Origin of the sequence: Bacteroides sp. CAG:633 (genome assembly GCF_000435115.1) — a bacterium.
In the GTDB taxonomy this organism is placed as follows: domain Bacteria; phylum Bacteroidota; class Bacteroidia; order Bacteroidales; family Bacteroidaceae; genus Bacteroides; species Bacteroides ndongoniae.
This window is the reverse complement of record NZ_FR883034.1, coordinates 59,613-72,875: the sequence shown is the minus strand read 5'-3', so window position 1 is coordinate 72,875 and position 13,263 is coordinate 59,613. Positions and strand designations below refer to the sequence as shown.

Below are 13,263 nucleotides of genomic sequence, written 5' to 3'. Positions count from 1 at the left end.
TATGAAAAGTAAATTAATCATCAGCGGTCTTTTCTTGACAGCTTCCCTGTCACTGTCCGCACAAAAGAATGCAACTATCACTGTACAGGCCGAACAAGGTACACAAATTATCCCCAAGGAAATCTATGGCCAGTTTGCCGAACATCTAGGTACCTGTATCTATGGAGGCTTATGGGTAGGCGAGAACTCTGATATTCCCAATATCAAAGGTTACCGCACCGACGTATTCAATGCCCTCAAAGATCTGCAAGTCCCAGTGCTCCGCTGGCCGGGTGGTTGCTTTGCCGACGAATACCACTGGATGGACGGTATCGGTCCCAAAGAAAATCGCCCCAAAATGGTAAACAACAACTGGGGAGGTACCATCGAAGACAACAGCTTCGGAACGCACGAGTTCCTGAACCTTTGCGAGATGTTGGGCTGTGAGCCATACATCAGCGGAAATGTAGGTAGCGGTACTGTAGAAGAGCTGGCCAAATGGGTAGAATATATGACTTCGGAAGGCGACTCTCCGATGGCTAATCTGCGCCGGAAAAATGGCCGCGACAAAGCTTGGAAGGTAAAATACCTGGGAGTAGGAAATGAAAGCTGGGGATGCGGTGGTAGCATGCGTCCTGAATATTACGCCGATTTGTACCGCCGTTACTCTACCTACTGCCGCAATTACGATGGAAACAATCTGTACAAGATAGCCAGTGGTGCCAGCGACTACGACTACAACTGGACAAAAGTTCTGATGGATCGTGTAGGAGCGCGCATGAACGGATTGTCTTTGCACTATTACACAGTAACCGGATGGAGCGGAAGCAAAGGTTCGGCTACCCAGTTTAATACGGAAGATTATTACTGGACCATGGGCAAATGCCGCGAGATAGAAGATGTCATCAAGAAGCACTGTGCCATTATGGACCAATATGATCCTCAGAAAAACGTAGCACTGATTCTGGACGAATGGGGCACATGGTGGGACGAAGAACCGGGTACCATCAAAGGCCACCTCTATCAGCAAAACACACTGCGCGATGCTTTTGTAGCTTCTCTGTCACTGGATATTTTCCACAAATATACCGATCGTCTGAAAATGGCAAACATTGCACAAATTGTCAATGTACTCCAGTCTATGATTCTGACCAAAGGTAAAGAGATGGTATTGACCCCTACGTATTACGTATTCAAAATGTATAAAGTACATCAGGACGCTACCTATCTGCCTCTCGAACTAAACTGCGACACGATGAACGTACGCGACAACCGCAAACTGCCTATGATCAGTGCAACAGCTTCGAAAGACAAGAACGGTAAAGTTCACCTTTCAATCTCCAATGTTGATGTAGAAAATGCTCAGGAAGTTATTGTAAACCTGCCCGGCATTGAAGCAAAGAAAGCTGTAGGCGAAATACTTACTTCTAAGGATGTTACCGACTATAACTCATTCGAAAATCCGGAAAAAGTCAAACCAGCTCCCTTTAAAGAAGTAAAAATCAATAAAGGCGTTATGAAAATCAAACTTCCGGCCAAGTCGATTGTTACTGTCGAGTTACAGTAAATCAGAGCAAAAGACTTATTGTACTTTAAACAAGAAGAAGGCAAAAATATCTGGAAAAAAAGAGTAACTTTCCTTGTTGCTAATTGCACATAAAGAGTTATCTTTGTCCCTGTCATTTATGAACAAGCGTTAGTTACTCTGCTCTATCAAGCTAACAAAAACTAATTTATTATCAATATGAACGACAACAAACTTATGAACCTTGCAGCAAACAACATTCGTATCCTTGCTGCTTCTATGGTTGAGAAAGCTAATTCCGGACACCCGGGTGGCGCAATGGGTGGCGCCGACTTTGTCAATGTACTGTTCTCTGAATTTCTGGTATATGATCCTGAAAACCCGACATGGGAAGGACGCGACCGCTTCTTCCTTGACCCGGGTCATATGTCACCGATGCTTTACTCACAGCTCGCATTAACAGGCAAGTTCACATTGGATGAATTAAAAGAATTCCGTCAATGGGGAAGCCCGACTCCGGGACATCCCGAACGTGACGTTATGCGTGGAATTGAAAACACATCCGGCCCGCTCGGTCAAGGACATACTTTTGCTGTAGGTGCAGCCATCGCAGCCAAATTCCTGAAAGCACGTTTTGGCGAGGTTATGAATCAGACCATTTATGCTTATATATCCGACGGTGGTATACAAGAAGAGATTTCTCAAGGTGCAGGACGTATTGCAGGAACACTGGGATTGGACAACCTGATCATGTTCTACGACTCCAACGATATTCAGCTTTCTACCGAAACTAAAGCTGTAACTATCGAAGATACTGCCAAGAAATATGAGGCATGGGGTTGGAAAGTGATTAAGATCGACGGAAATAATGCCGACGAAATTCGCAATGCCCTGAACGAGGCTAAGGCTGAACAAGAACGTCCTACCCTTATCATCGGTCATACTGTTATGGGTAAGGGAGCACGCAAGGCCGACGGCAGCAGCTACGAAGCCAACTGTGCTACACACGGTGCCCCGCTGGGTGGCGATGCATACATCAATACCATCAAGAATCTGGGTGGCGATCCTACCAATCCGTTTGTCATCTTCCCCGAAGTAGAAGAGCTGTATGCCAAACGTGCTGCCGAACTGAAAGAAATCATGAAGCAAAAGTATGCTGAAAAAGCTGCTTGGGCTCAGGCTAACCCGGAAAAGGCAGCCAAACTGGAGCAATTCTTCTCTGGCAAAGCTCCTCAAGTCAACTGGGAAGCTATCGAGCAAAAGGCAGGAGCTGCCACACGTGCCGCATCGGCTACCGTACTGGGTGCTTTGGCAACTCAGGTAGAAAACATGATTGTTGCTTCTGCCGACCTTTCCAACTCTGACAAGACCGACGGTTTCCTGAAGAAGACACATGCCTTCCAGAAAGGTGACTTCACCGGTGCTTTCTTCCAGGCAGGTGTAGCCGAGCTGACTATGGCTTGCTGCTGCATCGGTATGGCTCTGCACGGTGGTGTAATTCCGGCTTGCGGTACATTCTTCGTATTCTCCGACTACATGAAGCCCGCAGTTCGTATGGCTGCCCTCATGGAAGTTCCTGTGAAGTTCATCTGGACACACGATGCCTTCCGCGTAGGCGAAGATGGCCCGACTCACGAACCGGTAGAACAGGAAGCACAAATCCGTCTGATGGAGAAACTGAAGAATCATAAAGGTCACAATTCTACATTGGTACTCCGCCCGGCCGATGCCGAAGAGACTACTGTAGCATGGAGACTGGCCATGGAGAATACGACTACTCCTACAGCCCTGATCTTCTCACGTCAGAACATTGCCAATCTGCCCGCAGGCAACGACTACTCACAAGCAGCCAAGGGTGCTTACATCGTAGCAGGTTCCGATGCCAATCCCGATGTTATCCTGGTAGCTTCTGGTTCTGAAGTGTCTACACTGGTAGCAGGAGCCGAACTGTTGCGTAAAGATGGTGTCAAGGTACGTATCGTATCAGCTCCGTCCGAAGGTCTGTTCCGCAGCCAGGCACCCGGATATCAGGAAAGCATTATTCCGGCCGATGCCAAAGTATTCGGCCTGACTGCCGGTCTGCCTGTCAACCTGCAAGGCTTGGTAGGTGCACATGGCAAAATCTGGGGTTTGGAATCATTCGGTTTCTCTGCTCCTTACAAAGTATTGGATGAAAAATTGGGCTTTACGGCCGACAACGTTTACAAGCAGGTAAAAGCCATGCTCTAAACGGTTGAAGACCTCTCGTCCAAACCATATTGAACGCAGACAGTGCAACTTCTTTTGCCTGCCTGCGTTCTGTCAATCATTGCAATCAGAATATTAAATCTTAAACCGAAATAAGAAATGAAGACAATAGGAATTGCTTCCGACCATGCAGGATACGAACTGAAGCAATACGTACGTACCTGGCTGGAAGCCAAAGGCTGGGAATATAAAGATTTTGGTACCTACTCTACCGAAAGTTGCGACTATCCCGACTTCGCCCATCCGCTGGCCAACGCTGTAGAAGCAGGCGAGTGCTATCCGGGCATTGCCATCTGCGGAAGCGGTAACGGAATCAACATGACCCTGAACAAACACCAAGGCATTCGTGCCGCACTGTGCTGGATTCCCGAAATATCTCATCTGGCACGCCAGCACAACGATGCCAATGTGCTCGTAATGCCCGGTCGTTTCATCACTACGGACGAAGCAGACAAGATTCTGACCGAATTCTTCAACACAGCATTCGAAGGTGGACGCCACCAACGTCGAATCGATAAGATTCCCGTAAGCAAATAAGAGAAAATACAGCAAAAGCGTTTCTCTACAAAGAAAGCTCCCTGTTTTGCTTTCTCCATTCAGGTATAGAAGAATAGTGACCAGTACTGCCCTATTGCAATCTGCGGCAGAAGTCACGATTGTTCTATACCTGTTTTTTTATTATCTTTCTATCCGCTACTTCACAGTCGACTCCCTAATACTCTCCCACCTCCCCCCCTTGACAGAGCCCCTTCAAACGGCTCGCGAATAACACTTGCACGGCTCACGAACAACACTTGTACGGTTCACGAGCAACACTTGCATACCTTACAAACACTATCTATACGAGTTACAGAACACCATCATCTGTAAAGCGCCATTCTTTAGAATACAGTTCATGCGCACCCCTTTTCTGACATTCTGATAGAAAAACACTGTAAGTAAGGCGATTCATTACTATTTTTCACATATAAGATGCTTGATGTCTGCAAATAAAAACTATCTTTGTGGTTGAATAAACCCGATGCTGAATAAAATATGGAATCATTAGTCACCATCAAAGAGCTTATCAACCAAGGAAATGTAGAACAAGCCATCCGGCAACTTGACGAATTTCTGCAAAGTGCTTCCTCGTGCCTCGACGAAGCTTACTATCTGCGCGGAAATGCCTATCGGAAACTGGGCAACTGGCAACAGGCACTCAACAATTATCAGTATGCCATCGACATCAACCCGCAAAGTCCGGCCAAGGAAGCCCACCGCATGGTGATGGATATTCTAAATTTCTACAACAAAGACATGTATAATCAATAACATATAAAGGAACGTAAATTATGGCAAAAATCAAAGGAGCAATCGTTGTTGACACCGAACGTTGCAAAGGCTGCAACCTGTGTGCCGTGGCTTGTCCACTCCATGTAATAGCCCTCACCAAAGAGGTGAACGTAAAAGGGTATAACTATGCCCACCAGATATTGGAAGATACGTGTAACGGATGCGCATCGTGCGCTACAGTTTGTCCGGACGGATGTATCTCTGTTTATAAAGTAAAAGTTGAATAAATCAGATTGAATATGGCAGAAGAAGTTGTATTAATGAAAGGTAACGAAGCCATCGCTCACGCAGCTATACGTTGCGGAGCCGACGGTTACTTCGGTTACCCCATCACTCCTCAATCGGAGGTTTTGGAAACTCTTGCAGAACTGAAGCCTTGGGAAACCACCGGCATGGTAGTGCTTCAGGCAGAAAGCGAAGTAGCCGCCATCAACATGGTATATGGAGGTGCAGGAAGCGGTAAAATGGTGATGACCTCATCATCGAGCCCGGGTGTCAGCCTGAAACAGGAAGGTATCTCCTACTTGGCCGGAGCCGAATTGCCCTGCCTCATTGTAAACGTAATGCGCGGCGGCCCCGGACTGGGAACCATTCAGCCCAGCCAGGCCGATTACTTCCAGACCGTCAAAGGCGGCGGACACGGCGATTACCGTCTGATAGCCCTTGCACCGGCTTCGGTACAGGAAATGGCCGATTTCGTAGGACTGGGATTCGAACTGGCTTTCAAGTACCGCAACCCCGCTATCATCCTGGCCGACGGCGTTATCGGACAGATGATGGAAAAAGTAGTGCTTCCTCCTCAAAAGCCACGCCGCACCGACGAAGAAGTTATCGCTCAATGTCCTTGGGCCACTACCGGAAAGACCAAAGACCGCAAGCCCAACATCATCACTTCCCTCGAACTGAAACCCGAAGAAATGGAAAAGAACAACATCCGTTTCCAGGCCAAATACAGGGAAATTGAAAAGAACGAAGTGCGCTTCGAGGAAATCAACTGCGAAGATGCCGACTACCTCATCATAGCCTTTGGCTCAATGGCACGTATCGGACAGAAAAGTATGGAACTGGCACGTAAGGAAGGTATCAAAGTCGGAATCTTGCGTCCTATCACTCTGTGGCCTTTCCCGACACAGGCAATTGCTGCTTATGCCGACAAGGTAAAAGGTATCCTCGTAACAGAGCTGAATGCCGGCCAAATGGTAGAAGACGTACGTCTGGCCGTGAACGGAAAAGTCAAGGTAGAACACTTCGGACGCTTGGGTGGTATCGTGCCCGACCCCGACGAAATCGTGGCAGCTCTGAAAGAAAAAGTAATCAACGGATAAAGAACGTAAAGAATGGATTCTGACAAAATAAGAAACGTGCTGAACATCCTCTTCCTGATACTTGCCGTAGCAGCTGTCATTACTTACTTTGTGGCCAAAGACGATTTCATGATGTTCGTCTACGTCTGCAGTGCTGCCATTTTCGTCAAGGTAATGGAGTTTTTCATACGTTTCACCAACAGATAAGGAGAAGTGATTATGACAAAAGAAGATATTATAAAGCCCGAGAATCTGGTTTACAAGAAACCGACTCTGATGAACGACAACCCCATGCACTACTGTCCGGGATGCAGCCACGGTGTAGTCCACAAGCTGATAGCCGAGGTAATCGAAGAGATGGGCATGGAAGACAAAGCTATCGGAATCTCTCCGGTAGGATGCGCCGTATTCATCTACAACTATTTGGATATCGACTGGCAGGAAGCCGCACACGGACGTGCGCCCGCACTGGCCACTGCCATCAAGCGTCTCTGGCCCAGCCGACTGGTATTCACCTATCAGGGCGACGGCGACTTGGCCTGCATCGGTACAGCCGAAACCATCCATGCGCTGAACCGTGGTGAAAACATCACCATCATTTTCATCAACAACGCCATCTACGGTATGACCGGCGGACAAATGGCTCCGACTACCCTTGTCGGCATGAAGACTGCTACCTGTCCTTACGGACGCGACGTACACCTGCACGGCTATCCGCTGAAAATGGCCGATATCGCCGCACAGCTGGAAGGTACAGCCTACGTAACGCGCCAGAGCGTACAATCCGTACCCGCCATCCGAAAGGCCAAGAAAGCCATCCGAAAGGCATTCGAAAACTCCATGGCCGGAAAAGGCAGCAACCTTGTCGAAATTGTATCGACCTGCAACTCGGGCTGGAAAATGTCGCCGGAGAAGGCTAACAAATGGATGGAAGAGAACATGTTCCCCTTCTATCCGCTGGGAGACTTGAAAGATAAATAATTCAAAAGAAGAAAGACAATGAAAACAGAAATCATCATATCTGGCTTCGGCGGACAAGGTGTACTGTCCATGGGTAAAATCCTGGCTTACTCGGGATTGATGGAAGACAAGGAAGTGACATGGATGCCTGCCTACGGACCGGAGCAGCGTGGAGGTACGGCCAACGTAACTGTCATCGTAAGCGATGATAAGATCTCCTCCCCCATCCTCAGTAAGTACGATGCAGCCATCATCCTGAACCAGCCGTCGCTCGAAAAGTTCGAAAGCAAGGTTAAACCCGGTGGTGTCCTGATCTACGACGGATACGGCATCATCAACCCGCCCACCCGTAAAGACATTCACGTTTACCGCATCGACGCTATGGATGCAGCCAACGAAATGAACAACGCCAAGGCGTTCAACATGATTGTACTGGGCGGTCTGCTGAAAATCATGCCTATCGTCACACTGGAAAACGTCATCAAAGGCCTGAAGAAAACCCTGCCCGAACGGCATCATCACCTCATCCCCATGAACGAGGAAGCCATCAAACGAGGCATGGAACTGATCAAAGAAGTATAAGCCGCAAGGCACAAATATTCAGTTGAGTAAAAAAGGATGCGATAATCGCATCCTTTTTTGTATCTGTACATGACCAATTAAGAATGAACGCTATCTGACAAAGTGTCCAGCTAAGCAGAGACCGCTTCCAGGAACTGTCTACTGATATAGTCTATTAAGCCCCAAAGCATCTGATTAAAATCAAGAAAAGACATTTCTTCTCTTAACCCCTCTCCACCGCCCAACCTTCCACTTACAGTGCAATAACTACTGCACTCACTGTGCAATACCTACTGCACCGACAGTGCAATACCTGTTGCACTCATAGTGCAGTAGGTAGTGCACTATTTTTCTCCAGTTATGCGCCTGGGCCAGCACTTACTGACTTCCAATCCTAAAAAAGAAGTAAAAAAGGGAGAATTAAAGATGCGAATAAGAATTTATTGTATCTTTGCGCCTAATTATGAGAAGATTTGTACTGACATATATATTATTAGCCATTATAGGGACTTTGGGACTGAAGGCACAAAATACCCTCACTCCCGTCAATTCGGGTACAACAATGCGCGATCAGTATGGTAATCAGGTCGATCCTAGTACGCAGCCAGACAACCTGACAGATAGCACAAGTACCCAGATCGAAAGCCTTCCTCCTAAACTATACATGTGGCATTTGAGTGAAAAACTGGGCGACCGAACCATTATACCAGTAGACACTGTAACCCTCAACTTCCAGAACACCAACTTGGTAGAAGGAATGAACGGACACTATAACTATCTGGGTAATTTGGGTTCTCCCCGCATGTCACGCCTCTTCTTCGAACGGGGACAAGAGGAAGCACCGACCATTTTTATAGAACCTTTCTCCAGTTTCTTCTTCCGTCCGGATCAGCTCAACTTTACCAACAGTAACATCCCCTACAGCAACCTGACTTATTACAAAGCCGGAAGCAAGATAAACGGAGAAGAACGGTTTAAATCGTATTTTTCGGTCAACGCCAACAAACGGTTGGCTTTCGGATTCAATATCGATTATCTGTATGGCCGCGGCTACTACGCCAACCAGTCTACAGCCCATTTCAATGCAGGACTTTTCGCCAGTTACATCGGCCAGAAGTATCAGCTGCAGGCTATGTACAATAACTTCTTCATGAAGATGAACGAAAACGGTGGTATTGCCGATGACCAGTACATTACCCGTCCGGAAAACATGTCGGAAGGCAAACAGGAATATGAATCGACCAACATTCCTGTCAAGATGGAGCAGACCTCCAACCGTAATCATAATTTCTACGTCTACCTGACTCACCGCTACCGTCTTGGCTTCGAACGCGAAACAGTCAAAGTAGAAGAGAAGAAAGACAATCAGCAGATGAAAGCCATGGCACAACAGGGCGACAGCATTCCGCCTGTGCCACAGGACACGACGATTACCACGGAATTTGTTCCGGTCACCAGCTTCATCCATACACTGAAAATAGAACGCTCCAGCCATCGCTACCGTGCCGGAAGCGAAACCGACGGTATGTACAACCGTACTTATTACCAGAACGGATTCAGCAACGATTCGACAGTTGCGTTCAGTGTGAAAAACACATTCGGTATAGCTCTGCTCGAAGGATTCAACAAATATGCCAAGGCCGGACTTACAGCCTACATCTCACACAAGTTCAGCCGATACGAGATGATGGGTGACACGTTGATTACAGCTCCCCGCCCACTCAGCCAGTACACCGAACAGGAAGTGTATGTAGGAGGCGAACTGGCCAAACGCGAAGGAAAGACCTTGCACTACAGAGTAGACGGCGAAGTAGGTATCGTAGACAAAGCATTGGGACAGTTCCGTGTGCACGGCGATTTGGATCTGAATTTCCGTTTATGGAAAGATACCGTCAACCTTTATGCACGCGGCTACATCACGAATACATTGCCCTCTTTTTATATGCGTCATTATCACTCCAACCACTTCTATTGGGACAATGACAATATGGATAAAGAGTTCCGTACCCGTGTCGAAGGCGAGCTGAACATCGACCGCTGGAGAACCAACCTGCGGGCCGGTGTAGAAAACATAAAGAACTATACCTACTTCAATCAGCATGCATTACCTGCCCAAAACAGTGGCAACATCCAGGTGATTGATGCTACACTGAAACAGGACTTCAAACTTGGTATTTTCCATCTGGACAATGAAGTCACCTGGCAGAAATCAAGTAACGAGACAGTCCTGCCGTTACCGCAACTTTCTCTTTACCACAACTTCTATCTGCTGACCAAGATTGCCAAGAAAGTCTTGACTGTTCAGCTGGGAGCCGACGTACGCTACTTCACCGAATACCATGCACCTGCATACACCCCGGCTATCCAACAGTTCACCCTTCAGGCAGCCGATGATCAGGTGAAAATTGGTGGTTACCCGATAGTCAATGTCTATGCCAATCTGCAGTTGAAGCGTACACGTATCTTCGTCATGATGTATCACGTCAACGCTGGTATGGGCAACCGCAACTATTTCCTTGTCCCACACCACCCCATCAACCCCCGTCTGCTGAAACTGGGTGTATCGTGGAACTTCTATGATTAATTTATCAAAGAGAGAGCTAGAAACCCATCCATGAACAAGAAGAAATTACTGAAATATCTTGTACTCGGAATCGTTGCAACGCTGATTGCCACGTTTCTTCTTCCTTCGAAAGAAAAACAAGTCACCCATCCCCGCGACTATCATGAGATAGCAGGCGAAGGTGCCATCCATGTGGCAACCGAATACAATTCCATCAGTTTCTTTGTTAACGGCGATACATTATCCGGATTCCACTACGAACTGATTGAAGCATTCGCACGCGACCACAGCCTGAAAACAGTCATCACTCCTGAAATGAGTTTTGAGAAACGGCTGCAAGGACTGGCCGAAGGGAAGTTTGACGTGATAGCTTACGACGTCCTTGCCACCAGCGAACTGAAGGACTCGCTCTTGCTCACCCATCCGATTGCCCTGAACAAAGAAGTGCTGGTACAACGCAAGCCACATACTTCGCAAGACTCAGCCTTGTTCATCAAAAATCAACTGGAACTGGCCGGAAAGACACTGCACGTAGTCAAAGACGCTCCTTCGATTCTACGCATCCGCAACCTGAGCCATGAGATAGCCGACACAATCTATATAAAAGAAATAGAGAAATACGGACCTGAGCAACTGATAGCAATGGTAGCACACGGTGACATTGATTATGCCGTATGTAACGAAAGCATAGCCCGCATGGCTATCGACAGCCTGCCTCAAATTGATATTTCTACCGACATCAGTTTTACGCAGTTCTATTCCTGGGCGGTCAGCAAACAGTCGCCAGCCCTGCTGGATAGTCTCAACACCTGGCTCGATACTTTCAAGAAGACCCAGACATACAAGAAGCTATATCAGAAATATTATTTGAAGCCTTAGGAAATCAACCTAAGGCTTCAATTTCTTTCAGCCATGCACTGGAAGAGGCATCGCTTGGCATCCTCCAATCGCCACGAGGGCTGATGGCAATGCTTCCCACCTTCGGACCATCAGGCAGACAAGAACGCTTGAACTGCTGGTTAAAGAAGCGACGGAAGAAAGTCGACAACCATTTCTTGATAGTTTCGTCATCGTAAACGCCCTTAAAGGTGCGTGTCGCCAACAGATATATCTTGGAAGGACGGAAACCGCAACGCAGGAAATAATAAAGGAAAAAGTCATGCAACTCGTAAGGGCCTACCAAGTCTTCGGTAATCTGCTTGATGTTACCGGCTTCGTCGGCAGGAATCAGCTCCGGACTGATGGGTGTATCTACAATATCGAGCAGAGTTGCACGCGATGTTTCGTCCATACCATTCTCTGCTACCCACTTCACCAGATGTTTTACCAATGTTTTGGGAACACTTCCGTTGACCCCATACATGGACATGTGGTCTCCATTGTAAGTAGCCCATCCCAAAGCCAACTCCGACAAATCGCCTGTACCGATCACCAGTCCGGAAGTCTGGTTGGCGATATCCATCAGTATCTGAGTACGTTCGCGGGCCTGCGAATTTTCATATACCACATCGTGCACGTTTATGTCATGGTCTATATCCTTGAAATGCTGAATGCAAGCTTCCTTAATGCTTACCTCGCGTACCGTGACTCCCAACGAATTCATCAGCTCTACCGCATTGGTATGTGTACGGTCGGTAGTACCAAATCCAGGCATAGTCACACCTACAATCCCTTTGCGCGACCATCCCAGTTTATCGAAAGTCCTTACGCACACCAATAAGGCCAATGTAGAGTCCAATCCGCCCGAAATGCCCACAACGGCACTTTTAGCATGAGTGTGTTGCAGCCTCTGTGCAAGTCCCGAAGTCTGGATAGCAAAAATCTCCTCGCAACGTTCGTCCAGCGTAGATCCCTGCGGCACAAACGGATGAGCGTCAAACGTACGGGTCAGGTTCAGTTCCTTACTGTTCACATATTCCGTAGAGATACGCGACACGGGAGCATCAAGCGGCGTATACGAACGGCACGTTGCAAACGTTGTATTCACCCTACGCTCGGTTCGAAGATATTCTACATCAATCTCGCCGATAACAATCTGTTCTTCGAACGAGAAACGCTTGCTTGCCGCCAGCAAAGTGCCATTCTCATAAATCAACCCATTGCCGGCAAAAACGACATCGGTCGTAGACTCACCAAAACCGCACGAACTAAATACATATCCGGCAATACAACGAGCCGACTGCTGACTGATGAGCGAACGAAGATAAGCATGTTTGCCTATCGCTTCCGTATCGGCCGACATATTGAACACGATTTCGGCTCCCTGCAAAGCCAACATAGAACTGGGTGGAACGGGGGCCCACAGATCCTCACAGATTTCTATGCCGAAAGTCGTATCAGAAGTTTCGAACAACAGATTCTTTCCTAAGGGAGCCACCTGGCCGCATAAGCGAACAGAGTCGTCCTTTATCTCACAAGCCGAAGTAAACCAGCGCTTCTCGTAAAACTCTTTATAATTGGGTAAATATGTCTTAGGCACTACGCCCAGCACTTTTCCTTTCTGAATAACTACTGCCGCATTCAGTAACGAGCCATTCAGAGCAACAGGCATCCCGACAATCGAAATAATGTCAAGCTGGCGTGTATTGTTTACAATCTGAATCAAACCCATTTCAGCTTCTTCTATCAGAAGTTGCTGGGCAAACAGGTCACCACAAGTATACCCTGTGATACTCAGTTCCGGAAAAGTGATAATCTGAACACCTTTTCCTTCGGCAATGATAATTTGCTTTTCTATCTGTCCTGCATTAAACTTGCAGTCTGCCACCTTGACACAAGGAATGGCAGCCGCC

12 protein-coding genes are annotated in these 13,263 nt (G+C 47.5%); 11 read left to right on the top strand and 1 reads right to left on the bottom strand.

Annotated features, from left to right (window positions below; translation table 11 throughout):
* Position 1 precedes the first annotated feature (1 nt).
* From QVP67_RS04915 to QVP67_RS04865, 11 genes are all read left to right on the top strand, one after another.
* Positions 2–1,546, top strand: coding sequence for an alpha-N-arabinofuranosidase (locus QVP67_RS04915; RefSeq protein ID WP_022162449.1), 1,545 nt, complete (start codon positions 2–4; stop codon positions 1,544–1,546).
* Positions 1,547–1,723: 177 nt separating this feature from the next.
* A complete protein-coding gene (locus tag QVP67_RS04910; RefSeq protein ID WP_022162448.1) occupies positions 1,724–3,733 on the top strand; it encodes a transketolase family protein in 2,010 nt (669 codons plus the stop codon).
* Between the two features lie 117 nt (positions 3,734–3,850).
* The gene (gene rpiB / locus QVP67_RS04905) at positions 3,851–4,288 is read left to right on the top strand and encodes a ribose 5-phosphate isomerase B (protein WP_022162447.1); all 438 of its coding nucleotides are present in this window, start codon (positions 3,851–3,853) and stop codon (positions 4,286–4,288) included.
* A 498-nt stretch (positions 4,289–4,786) separates the two neighbouring features.
* Complete coding sequence (locus tag QVP67_RS04900; protein WP_022162446.1) at positions 4,787–5,062, top strand: tetratricopeptide repeat protein; 276 nt, start codon at positions 4,787–4,789, stop codon at positions 5,060–5,062.
* A gap of 20 nt (positions 5,063–5,082) precedes the next feature.
* Positions 5,083–5,310 (top strand): 4Fe-4S dicluster domain-containing protein, encoded by a 228-nt coding sequence (locus QVP67_RS04895; RefSeq protein WP_022162445.1) that lies wholly within the window; start codon positions 5,083–5,085, stop codon positions 5,308–5,310.
* A 12-nt stretch (positions 5,311–5,322) separates the two neighbouring features.
* A complete protein-coding gene (locus QVP67_RS04890; protein WP_022162444.1) occupies positions 5,323–6,408 on the top strand; it encodes a 3-methyl-2-oxobutanoate dehydrogenase subunit VorB in 1,086 nt (361 codons plus the stop codon).
* A gap of 12 nt (positions 6,409–6,420) precedes the next feature.
* Positions 6,421–6,594 (top strand): hypothetical protein, encoded by a 174-nt coding sequence (locus tag QVP67_RS04885; RefSeq protein ID WP_022162443.1) that lies wholly within the window; start codon positions 6,421–6,423, stop codon positions 6,592–6,594.
* Positions 6,595–6,606: 12 nt separating this feature from the next.
* On the top strand, positions 6,607–7,368 hold the full coding sequence (locus tag QVP67_RS04880; protein WP_022162442.1) for a thiamine pyrophosphate-dependent enzyme: 762 nt from the start codon (positions 6,607–6,609) through the stop codon (positions 7,366–7,368).
* An 18-nt stretch (positions 7,369–7,386) separates the two neighbouring features.
* A complete protein-coding gene (locus QVP67_RS04875; RefSeq protein WP_022162441.1) occupies positions 7,387–7,929 on the top strand; it encodes a 2-oxoacid:acceptor oxidoreductase family protein in 543 nt (180 codons plus the stop codon).
* A gap of 442 nt (positions 7,930–8,371) precedes the next feature.
* On the top strand, positions 8,372–10,492 hold the full coding sequence (locus tag QVP67_RS04870) for a putative porin (RefSeq protein WP_022162440.1): 2,121 nt from the start codon (positions 8,372–8,374) through the stop codon (positions 10,490–10,492).
* 30 nt (positions 10,493–10,522) lie between these two features.
* Positions 10,523–11,350 (top strand): transporter substrate-binding domain-containing protein, encoded by an 828-nt coding sequence (locus QVP67_RS04865; RefSeq protein ID WP_022162439.1) that lies wholly within the window; start codon positions 10,523–10,525, stop codon positions 11,348–11,350.
* 4 nt (positions 11,351–11,354) lie between these two features.
* Here QVP67_RS04865 and QVP67_RS04860 read toward each other — a convergent pair whose 3' ends face one another.
* Positions 11,355–13,253, bottom strand: coding sequence for an NAD(+) synthase (locus QVP67_RS04860; RefSeq protein WP_288179922.1), 1,899 nt, complete (start codon positions 13,251–13,253; stop codon positions 11,355–11,357).
* Positions 13,254–13,263: the final 10 nt, after the last annotated feature.